Here is a 20,111-nt window from a genome sequence, read left to right as displayed (position 1 = left end):
CTCTGTTTCCGCCGGTTTTTCTGCCGTAATTGTCAATTGCCGGGCTTGCCGCCAGTGGTGTAAAGCGGCGCATCGGCGGCGCTTATTCCCATTTTAAAAGTGCCGTTCCACCCGGGAACTGCTTGATGACGCTGTGGTTTGTGTTCGCGCTGATGACGGTCGCGGCGATCTTCGCCGTGCTTTGGCCGTTGGGCCGCGGCGCTTCTGCGCCGGCCGGCGGCAGTGAGGCTGTGGTCTACAGGGATCAGCTTGCCGAGATCGATCGCGATGTCTCGGCCGGACTGATCGGCGTGTCCGAGGCCAAGGCCGCGCGTGTCGAAATCGGCCGCCGCCTGCTCGCCGCCGCGGACGGCCAGCTCGATTTGCCGGCGCGGTCGAATCTTGGTCTGCGCCGCGCTTCCGCGATCGTGGCGCTGCTGGGATTGCCGATCGCGGCGGTGACGTTGTATCTCGCGCTCGGATCGCCGCGTCTCGGTGATTTTCCACTGGCCTCACGCATGCGCACGGCGGATGTCAACCAGCCTCTCGACAACATGGTGGCGCAGGTCGAGGCGCATCTCGAAAAAAATCCGACGGACGGCCGCGGCTGGACCGTGCTGGCGCCGGTGCTGGCGCGTCTTGGCCGTAGCGATGATGCGGTCCGGGCCTACCGCAATTCCATCACCTATGCCGGCGACAGCGCGGAGCGCCGCGCTGATCTCGGTGAAGCCCTTGCAATTGCGGCGGGCGGCGTCGTCACGGTGGAGGCCAAGGCCGAGTTCGAACGCGCCGTCGCGCAGAACGCCGGCGAGCCCAGGGCGCACTATTACCTTGGGCTCGCCGCCGAACAGGATGGTCGCCAGGCGGATGCCGCCGCGATCTGGCACGCGATGCTCGCCAAAGCGCCCAAGGATGCGCCGTGGCGGCCGCTGGTCGAGGCCGCGCTGGCGAGGGTCGGGAGCCCCGCCGCGCCAGCACTTTCCAACGATGCGATGGCCGCCGCCAAGGACATGAGCGAGGCCGACCGTGGCACGATGATCCGTGGCATGGTCGACCGGCTCGCGACGCGGCTGAAGCAGAACGGCGACGATGTCGAGGGATGGCTGCGGCTGATGAGGGCCTATATGGTGATGGGCGAACGCGACAAGGCGGCGAGCGCGCTGGCGGAGGCGCGTCAGGCGGTCGCCAACGATACCGAGCGCTTGCGCCAGCTCAATGAGGGCGTGAAGAATCTCGGGCTTGGTGGGTGAGGCATGATGCCGGAACCCAAAGGCGAGGATAGAGGATAGAAATGACGCGCAAGCAGCGGCGTTTGACCATGATCGGCGGCTCGCTTGCGGTGCTCGCCATTGCCGCGGCGCTGGTGCTGAACGCCATGCGCGATTCCATCGTGTTCTTTTCCACGCCGACGATGGCGGCCGAGAAGCAGATCCCGGCCGGCAAGCGGTTCCGCCTCGGCGGCCTGGTGCAGCCGGGATCGCTGGTGCGCGGCGACAATCTCGCCGTCAATTTCAGCGTCGCCGATGGCGGCGCCACGGTGCCGGTCGCCTACAAGGGAATTTTGCCGGACCTGTTCCGTGAAGGGCAGGGCGTCGTCACCGAAGGCGCGCTGGACGCCTCCGGCGTCTTCAGGGCCGATACCGTGCTCGCCAAGCATGACGAGACCTATATGCCCAAGGATGTCGCCGACGCCCTGAAGAAGCAGGGGCACTGGAAGGACGATTACGGCATCAAGCCCGGCGCCGCGGCCGCAGCTGCGCCGGTCCGGGGGGCTTCGAAGTGATCGCCGAAGCCGGGCATTATGCGCTGGTGCTGGCGCTCGGACTGGCGCTGATCCAGTCCACCGTGCCGCTGCTCGGCGCGCGCTGGGGCGATCATGCCTTGATGAATGTCGCGCGCTCCACGGCGCTCGCGCAATTGCTATTCGTGGCGGCCTCGTTCACGGCGCTGGTGATGCTGCACGTCGTGTCGGATTTCTCCGTCGTCAACGTGTTCGAGAACTCGCACTCGATGAAGCCGCTGCTCTACAAGATCACCGGCGTGTGGGGCAATCACGAAGGGTCGATGCTGCTCTGGGTGTTTATCCTGGCGCTGTTCGGTGGTCTGGTCGCCGCCTTCGGCAACAATTTGCCGCTGTCGCTGCGCGCCCATGTGCTGGCGGTGCAGGGCTGGATCGCGGCTGCGTTCTATCTGTTCATCCTGGTCACCTCGAATCCATTTTTGCGCATCGCCAGCCCGCCGATCGAGGGGCGCGACCTCAACCCGGTGCTGCAGGATATCGGCCTCGCCGTGCATCCGCCGATGCTCTATCTCGGCTATGTCGGGTTCTCGATCTCGTTCTCCTTCGCGGTCGCCGCCCTGATCGAAGGCCGCATCGATGCCGCCTGGGCGCGCTGGGTGCGGCCATGGACGCTGGTGGCGTGGATATTCCTCACGCTCGGCATCGCCATGGGATCGTACTGGGCCTATTACGAGCTCGGCTGGGGCGGCTGGTGGTTCTGGGACCCGGTCGAGAACGCTTCCCTGATGCCCTGGCTCGCCGGCACCGCGCTATTGCATTCCGCGGTCGTGATGGAAAAGCGCAACGCGCTGAAAGTCTGGACCATCCTGCTGTCGATCCTGACCTTCTCATTGTCGCTACTCGGCACCTTCCTGGTGCGCTCGGGCGTCCTGACCTCGGTGCATGCGTTCGCGACCGATCCGGCGCGCGGCGTGTTCATTCTGTTGATTCTCTGCCTGTTCATCGGCGGCAGCCTGTCACTCTACGCCTGGCGCGCATCGGCGCTGAAGCAGGGCGGGCTGTTCGCGCCGATCTCGCGCGAGGGCGCGCTGGTGCTCAACAATCTCTTTCTCACCACGGCGTGTGCGACGGTCTTCATCGGAACGCTGTATCCGCTGGCGCTGGAGGTTTTGACCGGCGACAAGATTTCCGTCGGCGCGCCCTTCTTTAATCTGACGTTCGGTCCCTTGTTCGTACCGTTGATGCTCGCGGTGCCGTTCGGGCCGCTGTTGGCGTGGAAGCGGGGTGACCTGCTCGGCGCGGCGCAGCGGCTGACCGCGGCCGGCATCGCCGCATTGGTTGCGATTGCGGTGGCATGGGCGTGGACCTATGGCGGCAGCACATTCGCGCCGCTCGCGATCGGACTTGCGATATTCGTCGTAGCAGGCGCGTTGTGCGACCTTGCCGAACGCACTGGACTGTTCCGCGTTTCCTTGGGCGTCGCGCTGCGGCGCGCGCGTGGATTGCCGCGCGCGACCTGGGGCACGGCGTTCGCCCATGCCGGCGTCGGCATAGCCCTGATCGGGATCGTCTGCGAGACCACCTGGAACAGCGAATATATCGGCTCGATGATGCCCAGTGATGTCGCCAGGGTCGCCGGCTATCAATTGAAGCTCGACGGCGTCACCCAGCGGCAAGGGCCGAATTTCCGCGAGATGATCGCGCAGTTCACGGTCAGTCTCGACGGCGAGACGCTCCACGTGATGACGCCCTCGAAGCGCGACTTCACCACGCGGGGATCGTCGACCACCGAGGCCGCGCTGCTGAGCCGCGGCGCCAGCCAGCTCTATGTGTCGCTCGGCGAAACCAGCGCCGGCGCCATTGCGGTCCGCATCTATCACAAGCCGCTGGTGCTCTTGATCTGGTGGGGGCCGGTGCTGATGGCGTTCGGTGGCCTGCTGTCGCTTTCGGATCGCCGCCTGCGCGTCGGCGCGCCGAAGCCTGCCGCCAAGGCCGCCCGCGCGCTGCAGCCGGCGGAGTGATCCATTGAAGCGGCTCCTTGCATGCGTGTTCGTCGTCGCCGTGATGCTGGGCGGCCCGGTCGCCAACGCGGTGCAGCCCGACGAGATCATGCCGGATCCTGCGAAGGAAGCGCGCGCGCGCGACCTGTCGCGCGAATTGCGCTGCATGGTCTGCCAGAACCAGTCGATCGACGATTCCGACGCGCCGCTGGCGCGCGACCTGCGGCTCCTGGTGCGCGAGCGGATCGCAACCGGTGACAGCGACAGCCAGGTGATCGATTTCCTGGTGGCGCGCTACGGCGAGTTCGTGCTGCTGAAGCCGCGCTTCACCTCGCATACGCTCCTGCTGTGGCTGCTGCCGCCGCTCGCGTTGATCGGAGGCGGACTGGCGCTGTGGTTCTACAGCCGCCGCCGCTCGAATGCCGGCAGCGCCGCCGATCCCTCGCTAATGCATTTGACGGAAGAGGAAGAGGCGAGGCTGGATCGCCTGCTCGCGGCCGATGCCCCGCCAGATAAGCCGGTTTAAGGTGCGGCAAGAGCTTCTCCTGGTCGAATAGGGACTCGAAACGAGTAAGGTCCAGATCAAAAACTTGCGATTCACAGATATTCAATCACCAGTAGAAATACGGGTTCGAGACTCGGTAGATTGTGCTATCTTGATACTGATTGGGATGGTTGCAGAGGATATTTCAAATTGATTCCATTCGAGGGTGACCTCGGAGCACCTGATACGTTTCGATTTCTCGAAGAGAAACTTGCGGCGGGGATTTGGAATTATAATGTTTTTACGAGACAGATGCACTGGTCCCGCGGCTTCCACGAGTTGCTGGGACTGAATCCCGGCACGGTTGCTCCGTCGATTGAGGAGTTCAATCGGAGAGTCCATCCAGACGATCGCCCCTTGCGGCGCGACGTCGGTGACATGCTGCTCGACGGCTTGCCGCTCGATCGTGAATTTCGCGTCGTCAAGCCAAATGGCCGGCTGCGTTGGGTGCACGACCAGGCCGAGATATTGCTCAACGAAGTGGGTGAGCCCGCCAAAATATTGGGCGTTACGCTCGACATCACCAAGAATTACGAATCGTTGCAGCCGCTCAGGACTGGTGTCGAACGTTACGACGCGCTGATCCGGGCGATCGATGGTCTCGTGTGGAGCGCGAACTCCGACGGCTGCATCACCTCGCTGCAGAATTGGAAAACGAATGGGCTGAGCGGTCCGCTGTTGGTTTATGGGCATGGTTGGGTGGATCTGCTGCATGAAGAAGAGCGCGATACGGCGCTCAGGAATTGGTTGGTCTCGGTCGAAGCCGGACGGCCGTACAAGGTCGAGCATCGTCTGCTGCAGCCCGATGGTGCATACCGGTGGTTCAGATGCAGTGCCGTTCCGATCTTGACCCCGGAGGGAAGTATTCAAGAGTGGATGGGGACGTCCACCGACATACACGACCAGAAGCTGCTGGATTTCTCTGCTGCGCCACCGAGACTCACCGGCGCGCAAATGCGCGGTGCGAGGGGAGTTCTGAACTGGTCCGTTAGGCAGCTTGCCAATCGGGCGGGCGTGTCGCCGGGCGTGGTGCGGCGGCTTGAGGAATATGACGGCGCTCTGCCGGTATCAGACGAATCGATGGAACTATTTCGCAAGGCACTTTCAGATGCAGGGGTCGAACTGCTGTTTCCGCGAATCGGCAAACCCGGCGTCCGTCCTCGATAATTGCAGCAGGTTTGCGCGAGCACGTTCGCGTGCTTTCGTCGGCCCGCAGTCTAGAGCCCGCCCGTCGCTGTTGCAAAATTTGTGGCTGCAAGCCGCGTTTTGCTCAACCTAGCTACAATTTTTGTATTTACGGCGGCGCCTGAGCGGCTTTTTTTGCGGCGTGCCTGCCGCATTAGCAGAATTTTGCGTAACGTCGTTCTAATTATTTTCGTTAACGATACGTCCTACACGCTGACACGCCCGGAGAGCGCAACAGGGGACACAACAGGGAATAACGGAATCCGCTCCCTGCGGATATTGAACGAGTGATTTCCGGCTTCGTCAGTGACCGGTTTGAGCATGAATTTTGGAGAATTTATTATGCCCTTCATTTCAGGATTATGGATCCGCGGCCGGCTCATCGCTGGCTTTGCGGCGGTCTGCGCCATCATCGCGATGGCTGTCGGATACACGGTGGTTGCCGTCGGCGGAGTCTCCACGGTCGTCGAGCGTATGGTCAACTTGCGCACGCCGGTGGCACTCGAAAGCACCGAGATGGTCGGTAACCTCTATTCTACGCTGGCGACGCTGCGTGGCTACTTGTTGACGGGTAACCCACAGGGCAAACTCGATCGCGCGGCGATGTGGAAGGAACTGGAAACCACCGTAGCCGCCTTCGATAAGCATGCTGAGCGTTTTACCAATCCCGAGAACAAACAAAAGTGGGCCGAGACCAAGGCATTGCTCGCGGAGTTTCGCGCTGCCCAGGAAAAGGCCGAGACGATCGCTTTCACTCCCGATGCGCTACCGGCAACCAAGATATTGCTGATCGAAGCTGGTCCTCGCGCCGAGGCGGTATTTTCGGAGATCACCAACATGATCAACGAGGAGGCCTCCCTGGAGGCTACGTCTGAGCGGAAGAAATTGCTCAAGGCGATGGCTGACACGCGTGGCAATTTTGCCGCAGCCTCGGCTCAGCTTCGTACATATCTTTTGTCGGGTGACAAGAGCGACAAGGAGAAGTTCGTCAAGCCTTGGGAAAACTTCCAGAAGGGCTTTGCCGCCTTGAGCAGCCAGAAAGCGTTGCTGACCGCCACTCAATCGGCGTCGTTCGAGCTGATCAACAAGGCGCAAGGCGAGTTTGTCCCACTTGTCGAAAAGATGTTCGGTATCCGGGATTCCGCACATTGGAATGTACCGGTCGCAGTTCTCATTACAGAAGCGGCACCGCGCGCGCTTAAGATTCTCGATCTGCTTGATGGACCCAAGGGTGCTGATGGCACTCGTTCCGGAGGCATCAAGACCAACCAGAAGAAGATGCTCGCCGAAGAGGCGTTTGCGGTACAGTCAAGCATATCGTTCCTGACGATAGTCTTGTGGGTGCTGCTTGCGGTGGGGCTGTTCGCTGGCGGGATGATTGCAGTCTTTACCGCGCGCTCGATCGCCACGCCGATTGGCGTGATCACTGCAACAATGCGAAAGCTCGCAACCGGTGACACCATGGTGAAGGTCGCAGGAATTGAGCGCACCGACGAAATTGGCCAAATGGTGTGCGCCGTGCAGGTCTTCAAGGACAATATGATCGAGGCCGACCGTCTGCGTTCCGAACAGGCGGAAATGGAAAAGCGAACCGCCGAGCAACGCAAGGCTGACATGTACAGGCTCGCCGACCAGTTCGAGAGCGCTGTCGGCGAGATCATCGAGACGGTGTCGTCGTCGTCGACCGAGCTGGAAGCTGCGGCCAATACGCTGACCAGAACTGCAGAGCATACCCAGGAGCTTTCGACCGTGGTTGCCGCAGCTTCGGAGGAAGCATCGGCAAACGTTCAGTCAGTGGCGTCCGCCAGCGAAGAGATGGCCGCCTCGGTTGGCGAGATCAGCCGACAGGTGCAGGAATCCGCCAGGATTGCCAGCGACGCCGTCGATCAGGCCCAAAAGACGAACGATCGCGTTTATGCGTTGTCTCAGGCTGCGACACGCATTGGCGATGTCGTCGAGTTGATCAATACCATTGCGGGCCAGACCAATCTGCTGGCCTTGAACGCAACCATCGAAGCGGCGCGGGCCGGAGAAGCGGGACGCGGCTTTGCCGTGGTGGCGTCCGAGGTCAAGGCGCTCGCCGAGCAAACCGCGAAAGCGACCAGCGAGATCAGTCACCAGGTTGCAGACATCCAGACGGCGACGCAAGATTCCGTGGCGGCAATCAGAGAGATCGGCGGCACTATCGGCCGCATCTCGGAAATCTCGGCGGCCATTGCATCCGCGGTCGAGGAGCAGGGAGCGGCCACCCAGGAGATTTCCCGCAACGTCCAGCAGGCGGCGCAGGGCACGACTCAGGTAGCCTCGAATATCTCCGACGTGCAGCGTGGTGCCAATGAAACGGGGACGGCTTCATCGCAGGTGCTTGGGTCGGCGCAATCGCTTTCCCTCGAAAGCAATCGCCTCAAACTGGAGGTCGGCAACTTCCTGAACACGGTGCGCGCGGCGTAATGGTGTTCATCTTTGGCTCCGGCGGCGAACCGCCGCGAAGGCGCTAGCCGATATCGGTTCTGCCGGAAGGTGGAAGCTTTGAATCTGCTCGGTTCTGATTGCATCAGAACCGAGCTCCATCTTTGGCATTGACGCGTTTTCCAGCACCCGAACACCGGCACCAATGTCGTCCGGAAACGCTAATGTCAGTTCGCCGATTGCAAGGGCGCCGGTTTCCGCTATGACATCTTCTGTTAAAAAAACGCTCAAGGGGAAACGGACATGGCCTTTTCACTCTACGACGCCAGCGTGGCGAACTATCTGCAGACTCTCGGCGCCGTCAGCGGCTTCCTCGAGCGCGGCCTCGTTCATTTCTGCGAAAAGAACATCGATCCAGATACCATGGTCGAGGCGCGCCTTGCGCCCGACATGCTGCCGCTGCGCTTCCAGATCATTTCCGTCGCCCAGCATTCCCGCGGCGCCATCGAGGGCGTGCAAAGCGGAGAGTTTCGTCCGCCTGCGGCCAACACGCCGTACGATTACGCCGGATTGCAGGGACTGGTTGCGCAAACCCAGGAAGCGTTGTCGGCGTGGACGCCGGACGCGGTCAATGCACTCGGCGGACGCGACGTCGTCTTTCATCTCGGCGAGCGCCAACTGCCGTTTACGGCCGAGGGCTTCCTGATGTCGTTCTCGCTGCCCAATTTCTATTTCCACGCCACCACGGCCTACGACATCCTGCGCACCAATGGCGTTCCGCTGGGCAAGCGGGATTTCATTGGACGGATGAAGATGAAGAAGAGCTGAGCGGGTATCACGAAGGAGGAGGCATCGTTGTGCGCCCGCGCACCGACGCGCTCGACACCAACTTCGAGAACCAGGTCGGTGTCGTCGTCGATTGCGGAGACGGATGTTCGCCCCTGGCCTTTTCTGGCCTCACTGGCTTGTTTAACGTAAGATTTACGGGATCTTCGGCGGCCAGCTCCTTGCTGGCTACGGAGGGCGTCCGTTCTGCCCTCTGAAAGCCGTTTTTCGGCCAGCGCTAAGCCATTGATTGCCTGCGCTATTCTGCCGCATCCATAGGCCCGCGCATTACAAAAGTTTAATTCCCTAGCCAGCGCACGGTAAGGCGGCAAACCCCATCTTCAGGCCCTGTCAGGTGCCCAGCCCCCGCACCCCATACCGTCGAAATTCAGGCTCTGGAGATTTTAGCAACATGACCGAACGTCCCGTCGATCTTTCGCAGCTTCCGTCCAACGGCGCGCCGCGCCGTTCGCTGTTCTCCGCGCGCAAATTCGCGCTGATGGCTTCCGTCGTCGCCGGCCTCGGCGCCGCCGTCTATGGCTTCTCGCCGCAGCAGGGCCCGGTTGATGTCTTCACCAGCGCGGCGCACGCGCAGGTCAATCAGGAGGTCCGCAAGGTCGAGCGGCCGATCGGTTTCGCCGACATTGTCGAGCGCGTGAAGCCTTCGGTGATTTCGGTCAAGATCAACATCGCCGACAAGAGTTCCAAGGACGACAGCGCCAACAAGGACGAGGACTCGCCGTTCCCGCCGGGTTCGCCGATGGAGCGCTTCTTCCGCCGCTTCGGCGGTCCGGATGGCTTGCCGCCCGGCCTGCGCGGCGGACCGCGTGGCGGCCGTGGCCCGGTGACGGGTCAGGGTTCCGGCTTCTTCATCTCGCCTGACGGCTTTGCCGTGACCAACAACCACGTGGTCGACGGCGCCGACAAGGTCGAAGTCACCATGGACGACGGCAAGACCTATACCGCGAAGGTGATCGGCACCGATCAGCGCACGGATCTGGCGTTGATCAAGGTCGCCGGCCGAACTGACTTCCCGTTCGCCAAGCTGTCCGATTCCAAGCCGCGGATCGGCGACTGGGTGCTCGCGGTCGGCAACCCGTTCGGCCTCGGCGGAACCGTGACCGCCGGCATCGTCTCGGCCTCCGGCCGCGACATCGGCAACGGCCCGTATGACGATTTCATCCAGATCGACGCGCCCGTGAACAAGGGCAATTCCGGCGGTCCGGCGTTTGACACCAATGGCGAAGTGATGGGCGTCAATACCGCGATCTATTCGCCGTCCGGCGGCAGCGTCGGCATTGCGTTCTCGATCCCCGCTTCGACGGTCAAGAACGTGATCGCCCAGCTCAAGGACAAGGGCTCGGTCAGCCGTGGCTGGATCGGCGTCCAGATCCAGCCGGTGACGTCTGACATTGCCGACAGCCTTGGCATGAAGAAGGCGGAAGGCGCGCTGGTGGCGGAACCGCAAGCCAACGGCCCGGCGGCCAAGGCCGGCATCCAGTCCGGTGACGTGATTACCGCCGTCAATGGCGAGCCGGTCAAGGATGCCCGGGAACTCGCCCGCACCATCGGCGGTCTCGCGCCCGGCGCCGCGGTCAAGCTCAACGTGCTGCAAAAGGGCCAGGACAAGGTCATCAACCTCACGCTCGGCCAGTTGCCGAACACGATCGAGGCCAACAAGGCCGACACCGACAAGGAAGACAAGGGCGGCCTGACCAAGGGAACCGGCGTGCCGAAACTCGGCCTGACGGTTGCTCCCGCCAACAGCGTGGCCGGCGCCGGCAAGGATGGCGTCGTGGTCACCGAGGTCGACCCGAAGAGCGCGGCGGCCGAACGCGGCTTCAAGGAAGGCGACGTCATTCTGGAAGTCGCCGGCAAGAGCGTTGCGACAGCCGGTGAAGTGCGCGAGGCGATCGATGCGGCGCGCACCGACAACAAGAACAGCGTTCTCATGCGCGTGAAGAGCGGCGGTTCGTCGCGCTTCGTCGCGGTGCCGCTGGCGAAGGGCTAAACGAGGACTAGATACGAGATGGAGGGTTTCGCCGGCATTCGTCGCCCCCGCCGACGTCTCCTTCCGGGGAGCGGGTCCAAAGCTCGCTCCCTCTGGCAACCTTCCTTCGGAATACGCCCCCCTCCGTCGGAAGGGCCGAAGGGCGGTGAGGTCCCCCAGCTTCACCGCCCGCTTTTTTCACGTGATTGCGAGTATGGCCGGTCGCCTTGCATGTGCAGGGCGACCGCGCCATGGTGAGAGAAAGCCCATTCCCGTGACCGCAACTGCCCCGCAAATGCGCCTGCTGATCATCGAAGACGACCGCGAGTCCGCCGACTATCTGGTCAAGGCGTTCCGTGAAGTCGGCCATGTCGCCGATCTCGCCAGCGACGGCGAGGAGGGCCTGTCGATGGCCGATGGCGGCGATTACGACGTGGTCGTGGTGGACCGCATGCTGCCCAAGCGCGACGGCTTGTCCGTGATCGGCGCGCTGCGCGAGAAGGGCAATCGCACGCCGGTCCTGATCCTCTCCGCGCTCGGCCAGGTCGATGACCGCATCAAGGGCTTGCGCGCCGGCGGCGACGACTATCTGCCAAAGCCCTATTCATTCGCCGAACTGCAGGCCCGCGTCGAAGTGCTGTCGCGCCGCAATGTCGGCCCGGCCGAAGAGACCACCTACCGCGTCGGCGATCTCGAGCTCGACCGCCTCTCGCACCGTGTCGCCCGCGGCAAGGACGAACTGACGCTGCAGCCGCGCGAATTCCGCCTGCTCGAATATCTGATGAAGCATGCCGGCCAAGTGGTGACCCGCACCATGCTTCTGGAAAACGTCTGGGATTATCATTTCGATCCGCAGACCAATGTTATCGACGTGCATATTTCGCGGCTGCGCTCCAAGATCGACAAGGGTTTTGAACGGCCCTTGCTGCACACGATCCGCGGCGCCGGATACATGATCCGTGACGGCCTTCGGTAAACTGATCCGCACCACGGCGTTCCGGCTGACGCTGGTCTATCTGTTTTTGTTCGCGCTGTTCGCCGCCTCTCTGCTCGGCTATTTCGCCTGGAATACACGCCGGCTGATCAACGAGCAGATCACCACCACCGTCAACGCGGAAATCGCCGAGATCCAGATCATCTACGCACGCCGCGGGCTGCAAGGCCTTGCCACCACGCTCGGCTACCGGGCGCTGCGGCCCGGCGCCAACCTCTATCTCGTCACCACGCCGGAGGGCAGGGCGTTCGGCGGCAATGTCGAATCGCTGTCCCCGGGCGTGATGGCCTCGACAGGTTGGTCCGAGACGGCGTACCGCCGGCTCGACGAGCGGGATACCGCCAACCACCGCGCGCTGGTGCGCGTCACCCAACTCGACAACGGTTTCCGCCTGCTGGTCGGTCGCGATCTCGAGGAACGAAGGCGGCTGTTCGGGATCGTCGCGAATGCCGCGCAATGGTCGCTGCTGGTCGTCATCGTGCTCGGCCTCGGCGGCGGCATCTTCGTGGCGCGGCGGGTGCTGCAGCGGATCGACGCCATGACCGGCACCACCAGGCGCATCATGGCCGGCGACCTTTCCGGGCGCCTGCCGGTGGGGCGCTCTGGCGACGAACTCGATCGCCTCGCGGAAAACCTCAATGTGATGCTGGAGCGCATCGAGGCGCTGATGACCGGCCTGAAGGAAGTCTCCGACAACATCGCCCACGATCTGAAGACGCCGCTGACGCGCCTGCGCAACCGCGCCGAGGAGGCGCTGGCGAGTTCGGGCAGCGAGGCCGAATATCGCGCCGCGCTGGAACGGACCATCGAGGAGTCCGACGGCCTGATCCGCACCTTCAACGCGCTGTTGATGATCGCACGCGCCGAGTCCGGGCAGGCGCGCGGTGACATGGATGATTTCGACGCGGCCGACGTCGCCAAGGGCATCCACGAATTGTATGAGCCGCTGGCCGAAGACGACGGCATGACGCTACGCGTCAAGGCCGCGACCGCGCGGCTGCACGGCAACCGTGAGCTGATCAGCCAGGCGCTCGCCAATCTGGTCGAGAACGCCATCAAATACGGCAAGCCGTCCGCGGTGGTGCAGCCGCTCGATCCCGTTGCCGCCGCGCGCACCCGGGAGATCCTGATCGAGGCGCGGCGCGAGGGCGACCACGTGCTGCTCAGCGTCGCCGATCATGGGCCCGGCATTCCGGAAGGAGACCGCAAGCACGCGGTCGAGCGGTTCGTGCGGCTGGAGGCGAGCCGGACGCTGCCGGGTTCCGGGCTTGGCTTGAGTTTGGCATCCGCGGTGGCGACCCTGCACGGCGGTGAACTCAGGCTCGGCGATTCGCATCCCGGCCTGACCGCGACGCTGGTCATCCCGGCGCTATCTGCCGCGGGTGGCAGGCTTGCGGCCCAAACGCCGGATGTGCCACAGAAGGTGGCATGAATTCCTCCGCCTTGGCCGCGCGGTTCATCAGCGGGCCGCATATCACTGCCAGCAGCAACGCCGAACAACGCCTGGGAGACTGGCTCGCCGAACTGGAGCCGCAGCAGGCGGCTGAGATCGGCGCGTGGCTGGATCGTCCGCCGGCCCGGGCCATCCTGCTCGGCATCGCCGAGTTCTCGCCCTACCTGTTCGACCTGATCCGCGCAGATGCCGCGCGGCTGCTCCGCCTCCTGGCGTGCGACCCGGAACCGCATCTCGCCTCGCTGATCGAGAAAACCTCGCGCGACGTGCTTACAGCCGCTAGCGAGGCCGATGTCATGCATCTGCTTCGCCGCCTGAAGTCGGAGGCCGCGTTGCTGATCGCTTTTTGCGACATCGGCGGCGTCTGGCCGGTGATGCGGGTGACGGCGGCGTTGACCGATCTTGCGGTAACCTCGGTGCAGGCGGGCTTGCGCTTTCTGTTGCGCCAGGAGGTCGCGCGTGGCCGCATGACCGCCCTCAATCACGACCGGCCGGAGGAGGGAAGTGGCCTGATCGTGCTCGCGATGGGCAAGATGGGCGCGGGCGAACTGAACTATTCCAGCGACATCGACCTGATCGTGTTTTTCGACCCCGCCGCGACGTCGCTCGTAGCCGACATCGAACCGGCGCCGTTCTTCGTGCGCGTGACGCAGGCGCTGGCCCGCCTGCTGCAGCAACGCTCCGGCGATGGCTACGTGTTCCGCGTCGATCTGCGCCTGCGGCCCGATCCGGCCTCGACGCAGGTGGCGATTTCGACCGAGGCGGCGCTGCATTATTACGAGCGGGAGGGGCGGACCTGGGAGCGCGCCGCGATGATCAAGGCGCGCGCCTGCGCCGGTGACGCCAGGGCAGGAGAGGCGCTGATCGCGGAACTTGCGCCGTTCGTCTGGCGCAAGCATCTGGATTTTGCCGCGCTCGCCGACGTCCACGACATGAAGCGGCAGATGCAGACCTATCGCGGCCAGAGCGAGATTTCGGTCGAAGGCCATAACGTCAAGGTCGGCCGCGGCGGCATTCGCGAGATCGAGTTTTTCGCGCAGACGCAGCAGCTCATTGCCGGCGGCCGTCACCCGGAATTGCGGGTGCGCCCCACGCTGCACGCGCTGCAGGTCCTGGCCACCAGCAACTGGATCACCTTTCAGGCTTTTGACGAACTGACGGCGGCCTACGAGTTTCTGCGCCGCGTTGAGCACCGGCTGCAGATGATCGCGGACGAGCAGACCCATACGCTGCCCGAAGATGCCGCGGCCGTGGAGCGCTTTGCGAACTTCTTCGGCTATGAGAGCCGGGCAACCTTCGCGAAGGATCTGCTCGGCCATCTCAACATCGTGCAGGGACATTACGGCAAGCTGTTCGAGGGCGATCCGACCGGCACGGTGAAGCTGCCGCAGCTCAACTATGCCGCAGGGCCAGAGGATGCGCGCCTGCTCGATCATCTGGCGACGCTCGGCTTCAAGAAGCCGGTCGCGGTGGCCGGCACCCTGCAGCTCTGGATGCAGGGCAATTATCGCGCGCTCCGCAATGAAGCGACCAAGTCAGCCTTCATCGAATTCGTGCCCGGCCTGATCGATGGCCTCGCGCATGCCGAAGATCCCGACGACGCCGTTACCGCGTTCGATCGCTTTCTCGGCGCCTTGCAGCGCGGCGGCCGGCTGATTTCTCTGTTGAGAGAGAACCGCGAACTGGTCGCGCTGGTGGCCTTGATCCTCGGTGCAGCGCCGCGGCTCGGCGACATGCTGGCGCGCCAGCCGCAGATCATGGACGGGCTGATCGATCCCCGTTTCTTCGGTGCGATGCCGGACCAGAAGGAATTGTCGGTACGGCTGGCGACGACGCTGAAGGACGCCGACTCCTACGAAGATTTTCTCGATCGCCTGCGGCTGTTCGGCCAGGAAAGCCTGTTCCTGATCGGCACGCGCATTCTCTCTGGTACGGTTTCGGCCCAGCAGGCCAGCGTCGCCTTTGCCGACGTCGCCGAGGGCATCGTGCACACCGTGCACGGTCTCGTCAGAGATCAGTTCGCCGCGCAATACGGCCGGATCAAGGGGCAGGAGACCGCAATCCTCGCGATGGGCCGGCTCGGCAGCCGCGAGATGACGGCGTCTTCCGATCTCGACCTGATCCTGCTCTATGATTTCGACACGGATTGTCCCGATTCCGACGGCGAACGGTCGCTGCACGGCGCGCAATATTTTGCGCGGCTGACCCAGCGGTTGATCTCGGCGTTCACGACGCGGACCAATTACGGCGTGCTCTATGAGGTCGACATGCGGCTGCGTCCCTCGGGCCGCGCCGGACCGCTGGCGTCGCGGATCGGTTCCTTTGCCGACTACCAGGAACGCGAAGCCTGGACCTGGGAGCACATGGCGCTGACGCGGGCGCGGGTGATTTCGGCTTCACCGGCGTTTCGCGCTGGGATCGAGGACATCATCCGCAGCGTGCTGACGCGGCCGCGCGACGCGGCCTCCACCGCCGGCGACGTCGCCGACATGCGCCGGGCGATCGCGCAGGAGAAGGGCGAGGACGACATTTGGGACCTCAAGCTCGCCGCCGGCGGGCTTGTCGACATCGATTTCATCGCGCAGCACCTGCAACTCGTTCACGCTTCGGAAAAACCAGGAATCCTCAGCGTCTCCACGCTGCAGGTGCTCGACAACGCCGCGCGCCTCGGCGTACTGCCGCACGCCGATGCCGAGATCTTGCGCTCGGCGGCGCGGCTCTATCACGACCTCACGCAGATCCTGAGGCTTTGCGTCACCGGCAAATTCAACCCGGAAACCTCCGGCGAGAATCTCTTGCGCGTGATGGCGCGCGCCGGCGACACGCCTGATTTCTCGACGCTGGAGGCTAGGGTGCGCGAGACGCAAGGCGAGGTGAGGCGGGTGTTTGCGGCGTTGGTAGGGGGCGGTTCTTCTGCTTGAAGCGATCCTGGTTCTTCAAGGTCAAGAACATTGGAACTCCAGTGGCCGCCCGGAATTGTCGCGGAATAGGAGGCTGGGATGCATACCGAGATCAACATCTTCGACAAGCCCATCGCGCATCAGGAAAACGTGCCAGCTCATGGGCCTTGGCGCCCACTTCGACCGCAAGCTGCCGGAACTCGAAACCCACTTGGAAGAGCTCGTGGCTGAAGGGGAAACCAGTGAGGAGCGGCTGACCGTGAGCGGCCTGGCCTTCGTCAAGCAGGCACGATAGGGCAAGCACGCGCGATAGGGGATTATGTGAGGCGCCGGTCAGATGGCGTCATCAGGAATTTCGTCCGGAAGCTTCCAGGCCGGGTCCGGCTCGCAGCGCTCTTCCCTGATTTCCATCACGTGATAACGGGCGGGCAGAATCTGTCCGCCTGCCACAGGAACATCGGGAATCAGGCCGGAGTAGAGAGCTTGCTTCCAGACAGCCGCCTCGTTCGGCAGGCCAGGGCCGATCTGCCGGTCGCCATTAAAGAGCGCGTAAGCCACGAACCTCTCCCCACATCAAAACCCCGCCAGCTATCGCAATAACTGACGGGGCTTTTGAGCTGATATTTCCGGTGGATTTCTCCTTTCCTGAACTACCCGCTCATGCCTTCAACGCGAGGCAGCCGGTTTCGTTCCCGAATATCTTGATTCCGCGTGAAAGAGTCGACCGTCGCGCCTTTGCAAAAGTTGCTTGAAGGTCGTCTGGCGGTGTACTGCAACGTGGCATCGAACGGCCTTGTTGTTTGCGCTTTCAGCTTTTCGAAAGAGATTTCGTTGCGCTCTGAAAGTCCGTCTCAAAAGCACGGAACAATTGCCATTTTTTCCTGTTTTGACATCTGCGCAACTCAACCGGAATGGATGATCCATGCGTAAACTACTTTTGGGAATGGCGCTCACAATGCCAATCGCCGTCCTTTCTCCAGCAACGGCGCTGCCTTCTCATCCATCGATGCACGGTGCCCTGGTCAACGCCGATCTGATCGAAGTAAAGGGCGGCCGCGGCCACGGTTGGGGCGCCGGACACGGCTATCGACCGTTTGGTTGGAGCCGCGGCCGCAAGGTCGGCTGGCGGGGCCGTGGCTGCCCGCCCGGTCACTGGAAGAAGGGTTGGTGCTGAGACTGAACCGGCTGCTGTCACGTACGAGCAGCACGGCTCGACCATTACAGCGCGCGGGCCGCATTGCCCTTGAACAGGATTGGGCCGGTCGGCCGTCCGATGGGTGAGCCGCCTTCCGGCTCCAGCGTGATCTCGAACAGTTGATCCTGCACGGTTTCCGGCAGCGTCTCCAGGTCGAGCTGCAGCGTGCGCGACTGACCGGTGAGGCCGATCGATTTCGGGCCCACCGCGCGATCCCACAAGGTCCAAACCTGCAGCGTACGGCCGGCAGGAACCTCGATCGGCCGTAACGGTATCAGCTCGACCCGGCCGTTCGAAAAAGCGTTGACGATGGCGCCGGCCTCCTTGGTCGTGTCGCTCACCAGCACGGCGACGTAAACCGGCTTGCGCTGGGCGAGGGCGAGCATGTCGTGACGAAGCTGGCGCGACGTCGCCAGCGCACCAATCATGATCGTTGCAAAAAGCGCTGCAGCGAAGGCGCCGCCGATACCGAGGCCGCGCCAGAACCGGATGTTGTCCCACAGCGTGGTGCCACGCAGCGCGGCGCGGGCGGAGGGCAGGGCATCGATTGGCGCGATCTTGGTTGCATCCGCGATGCGCTGCCAGAGCGCCGGGCCCGGCGGGGTTTCCTCGGCCGTGAGATCGAGGTCCGCAAGCCGTGCCCGCCACGCGCTGACGGCCTGGGCGAACGATTGGTCGGTTGCGATGCGCTGTTCGGCGGCGGCGTGTTCCGCACCGTCGAGGAGGCCCATCACGTAATCGCCGGCCAAGGCGTTATCGGCGTCGTGCGGGTTCATCCCATGCACTCCTGCAAAGCAAAGAGGCTGCGCCGTACCCAGCTTTTGACCGTGCCGAGCGGAACCTTGAGCCGTCCCGCCAGTTCGCCGTGGCTCATGCCGTGAACATAGGCGAGCACCACCACGTCGCGGCGGGGGCGGTCGATCTGCTCGAGACATCGGCGCAGCGCGCTGGTCTCCGGCATCCGCGACAGGGTGGCCTCGCAGTCGACATCCTGGACGCTTTCATCTGATGCTTCATAGCGGTGCTCATCGCGATGAATGCTCAGCGCGCGGTTGCGCACCACCGCATAGAGCCAGCCCCGCGCGCTGCCGCGGCGCGGATCGAAGCCGGCCGCGCCCCGCCAGATCCGGATAAAGGCGTCGTGCACCGCCTCTTCCGCAAGGTCCTGCCTAAACAGGATGCGGCGCGCGATGCCGACCATGCGCGGCGCCTCGCTGTCGTAGATCACGCGCAATGCGGTGCGGTCGCCGGCCGCGCAACGCGCGAGCGCCGCGGCAAGCTGCGCCTCGCGCTCCCGATCGAGCAGGTCGGGAGCCTGCAGGCTGGCGGTGATGGTGCCATTTCCGGTCATGTCTATGCCTTTGCACAGCTGTTCTACCTTGAGATGCGGCATTTGGATGCATGTTCCGAAAATTATTTTCGATGTGCTGCATCCGTTTCGCCGCGCCGCCGGTACCCGCTGTGTTGGTCCCGAGAGGATCATAGCAACACAGGGAGCTTTACGATGAATTTTCGCTCAATTTTCGCCGCCTCGGTCGCACTATTGCTGTCATCCGCAGCCGCCAACGCCGCGCAGGTCGCAGCCCTGATCGGCGGCGACACCATTGCGATGGTCGATACCGCGCAGAAGAAGGCGACCGGGTCCGTCAAGGTGACCGGCATTTCCGGCGCGCTGGTCGGCATCGACGTACGTCCGGCCGACGGCATGCTCTATGGACTGGTCGATGATGGCACCATCGTGACCATCGCGACGGACGGCAAGGCCACGATGAAGTCGAAGCTCGACACCATGCTTGCCAAGGGCGTGGCCGCGACGGTCGATTTCAACCCGGTGGCGGATCGTCTGCGCGTGATGGGCGCGGACGGCATGAACCTGCGGGCCAATGTCGATGACGGCAAAGTGACCAAGGACGGCGACCACAAGTTCGCCGAGGGCGACATGCACAAGGGCGAGAAGCCGAACATCGTCGCCGGCGCCTATACCAATTCGGTGAAGGGCGCCAAGGAGACCGCGCTGTTCAACATCGATGCGACCATCGGCGGATTGATCAAGCAGGCCCCGCCGAATGACGGCGTGCTCGGCGCGATCGGCAAGCTCGGGATCAAGGCGGACAGCGTCGCGTTCGACATCTGGTCCGACGGCGCCGGCAAGAACGAAGCCTGGCTGATGGCGAACGGCACGCTCTACAGCATCGACCTCGCTACCGGAAAGGCGACCGAGGCTGCAAAGATCGCCGGCGTCAGCGGCACGGTCAAGGATATTGCGATTATGGGAATGTAGCCGACCGCTGCAATCTCCGGACGGCTGGATCGTCCGATTGTTGTTATATTCCGCAGCGTAACGCGCTCGTCAGATCTCTTCTGACGAGCGCGTCTTGCATGCTTGATCGTTATTTCAGAAAATGCCGGGCACCAGCATCGTCACCTTTTCGCGATAGCGCCGCCATTCATGGGCTCGGCCATGCGCCCGGCAAAATGCGTGACCACCTGAGTCAATCCGAACAGCTCGAAATGGCTGATCAGGAAGGTGCTGTAGAGCACGATGAGCCAGCCCAGGAAGCCGCCCGCGGTCACGACGCCTGCGAGAACAGGGCCCTCGATGTTCCAGACCATCGACGGCATCGGCTGCCATTGCCAGAACAGCAGTATCGCGTCAGGCTCGCCAGCAGCACATAGGTCGAGCGTTCGATCGCAGGCGACGCGAAGCGCATGAACAGCTTCTTGAAGCCCTGCCGCGCCATGCCGCTGTGCTGTACCGCGAAGATCGACATCACCACCAGGTTGATCAGCAGCGCCATCGTCAGCGAGGACGCCGGACCGCTGTCGACGGTCTTGGGCACGACATATCCCGAGACGAAGCCGACCGCGTAGAGAAACGTGCCGAAAAAGATGAGAT

Annotated in this window: 19 protein-coding genes; 14 read left to right on the top strand and 5 right to left on the bottom strand. The window is 63.3% G+C overall.

All coding sequences use genetic code 11. From position 1 onward, the window contains the following. Positions 1–125: 125 nt before the first annotated feature. The 12 genes from ccmI to V1293_RS11360 all read left to right on the top strand — a co-directional run bounded on the left by ccmI (position 126) and on the right by V1293_RS11360 (position 16,315). A complete protein-coding gene (gene ccmI, locus V1293_RS11415; RefSeq protein WP_334509456.1) occupies positions 126–1,229 on the top strand; it encodes a c-type cytochrome biogenesis protein CcmI in 1,104 nt (367 codons plus the stop codon). A gap of 41 nt (positions 1,230–1,270) precedes the next feature. Further along, positions 1,271–1,762 carry a cytochrome c maturation protein CcmE gene (gene ccmE / locus V1293_RS11410; protein ID WP_334509454.1) on the top strand — a complete coding sequence of 164 codons (492 nt, stop codon included), beginning with the start codon at positions 1,271–1,273 and terminating at the stop codon, positions 1,760–1,762. Next, complete coding sequence (locus V1293_RS11405) at positions 1,759–3,741, top strand: heme lyase CcmF/NrfE family subunit (RefSeq protein WP_334509452.1); 1,983 nt, start codon at positions 1,759–1,761, stop codon at positions 3,739–3,741. The genes ccmE and V1293_RS11405 overlap by 4 nt, the downstream gene beginning before the upstream one ends. Positions 3,742–3,745: 4 nt before the next feature. Next, entirely contained in the window at positions 3,746–4,246 is a 501-nt protein-coding gene (locus V1293_RS11400; protein ID WP_334509451.1) for a cytochrome c-type biogenesis protein, read from the top strand. 168 nt (positions 4,247–4,414) lie between these two features. Then, positions 4,415–5,431: a PAS domain-containing protein gene (locus tag V1293_RS11395; protein WP_334509449.1), complete on the top strand. Its 1,017-nt coding sequence runs from the start codon at positions 4,415–4,417 to the stop codon at positions 5,429–5,431. Between the two features lie 360 nt (positions 5,432–5,791). Further along, on the top strand, positions 5,792–7,900 hold the full coding sequence (locus tag V1293_RS11390; RefSeq protein WP_334509447.1) for a HAMP domain-containing methyl-accepting chemotaxis protein: 2,109 nt from the start codon (positions 5,792–5,794) through the stop codon (positions 7,898–7,900). Between the two features lie 261 nt (positions 7,901–8,161). Beyond that, a complete protein-coding gene (locus tag V1293_RS11385; protein WP_334509444.1) occupies positions 8,162–8,686 on the top strand; it encodes a DUF1993 domain-containing protein in 525 nt (174 codons plus the stop codon). 409 nt (positions 8,687–9,095) lie between these two features. After that, positions 9,096–10,694 carry a Do family serine endopeptidase gene (locus V1293_RS11380; protein ID WP_334509441.1) on the top strand — a complete coding sequence of 533 codons (1,599 nt, stop codon included), beginning with the start codon at positions 9,096–9,098 and terminating at the stop codon, positions 10,692–10,694. A gap of 274 nt (positions 10,695–10,968) precedes the next feature. Then, a complete protein-coding gene (locus V1293_RS11375; protein WP_334516699.1) occupies positions 10,969–11,649 on the top strand; it encodes a response regulator transcription factor in 681 nt (226 codons plus the stop codon). Beyond that, positions 11,633–13,099, top strand: coding sequence for a sensor histidine kinase (locus V1293_RS11370; protein WP_334509439.1), 1,467 nt, complete (start codon positions 11,633–11,635; stop codon positions 13,097–13,099). Before V1293_RS11375 ends, V1293_RS11370 begins: the two co-directional genes overlap by 17 nt. Next, positions 13,096–16,041, top strand: coding sequence for a bifunctional [glutamine synthetase] adenylyltransferase/[glutamine synthetase]-adenylyl-L-tyrosine phosphorylase (locus V1293_RS11365; protein ID WP_334509438.1), 2,946 nt, complete (start codon positions 13,096–13,098; stop codon positions 16,039–16,041). The genes V1293_RS11370 and V1293_RS11365 overlap by 4 nt, the downstream gene beginning before the upstream one ends. 139 nt (positions 16,042–16,180) lie before the next feature. Beyond that, positions 16,181–16,315, top strand: a complete 135-nt coding sequence (locus V1293_RS11360; protein ID WP_334509436.1) for a hypothetical protein — start codon at positions 16,181–16,183, stop codon at positions 16,313–16,315. A 38-nt stretch (positions 16,316–16,353) separates the two neighbouring features. Here V1293_RS11360 and V1293_RS11355 read toward each other — a convergent pair whose 3' ends face one another. Beyond that, the gene (locus V1293_RS11355; RefSeq protein ID WP_334509434.1) at positions 16,354–16,578 is read right to left on the bottom strand and encodes a hypothetical protein; all 225 of its coding nucleotides are present in this window, start codon (positions 16,576–16,578) and stop codon (positions 16,354–16,356) included. Positions 16,579–16,942: 364 nt separating this feature from the next. Here V1293_RS11355 and V1293_RS11350 point away from each other — a divergent pair, with 364 nt between their 5' ends. Beyond that, positions 16,943–17,194 (top strand): hypothetical protein, encoded by a 252-nt coding sequence (locus V1293_RS11350; RefSeq protein ID WP_334509432.1) that lies wholly within the window; start codon positions 16,943–16,945, stop codon positions 17,192–17,194. A 44-nt stretch (positions 17,195–17,238) separates the two neighbouring features. Here the strand turns inward: V1293_RS11350 and V1293_RS11345 are convergent, their stop codons facing one another. Together V1293_RS11345 and V1293_RS11340 are read right to left on the bottom strand one after the other, a co-directional pair. Next, positions 17,239–17,991: an anti-sigma factor gene (locus V1293_RS11345; RefSeq protein WP_334509430.1), complete on the bottom strand. Its 753-nt coding sequence runs from the start codon at positions 17,989–17,991 to the stop codon at positions 17,239–17,241. Next, positions 17,988–18,608: a sigma-70 family RNA polymerase sigma factor gene (locus tag V1293_RS11340; protein ID WP_442894230.1), complete on the bottom strand. Its 621-nt coding sequence runs from the start codon at positions 18,606–18,608 to the stop codon at positions 17,988–17,990. The genes V1293_RS11345 and V1293_RS11340 overlap by 4 nt, the downstream gene beginning before the upstream one ends. 111 nt (positions 18,609–18,719) lie before the next feature. Here V1293_RS11340 and V1293_RS11335 point away from each other — a divergent pair, with 111 nt between their 5' ends. Continuing rightward, positions 18,720–19,496 (top strand): DUF4394 domain-containing protein, encoded by a 777-nt coding sequence (locus V1293_RS11335; RefSeq protein WP_334509428.1) that lies wholly within the window; start codon positions 18,720–18,722, stop codon positions 19,494–19,496. 140 nt (positions 19,497–19,636) lie between these two features. Here the strand turns inward: V1293_RS11335 and V1293_RS11330 are convergent, their stop codons facing one another. Continuing rightward, entirely contained in the window at positions 19,637–19,789 is a 153-nt protein-coding gene (locus V1293_RS11330) for a hypothetical protein (RefSeq protein ID WP_334509426.1), read from the bottom strand. Further along, positions 19,786–20,055 (bottom strand): hypothetical protein, encoded by a 270-nt coding sequence (locus V1293_RS11325; protein ID WP_334509425.1) that lies wholly within the window; start codon positions 20,053–20,055, stop codon positions 19,786–19,788. Before V1293_RS11325 ends, V1293_RS11330 begins: the two co-directional genes overlap by 4 nt. Positions 20,056–20,111 lie beyond the last annotated feature (56 nt).

It is taken from the genome of Bradyrhizobium sp. AZCC 1693 (assembly GCF_036924745.1).
In the GTDB taxonomy this organism is placed as follows: Bacteria; Pseudomonadota; Alphaproteobacteria; order Rhizobiales; family Xanthobacteraceae; genus Bradyrhizobium.
Note: the sequence above shows the minus strand (reverse complement) of the source record. Positions and strands in the feature narration are given on the sequence as shown.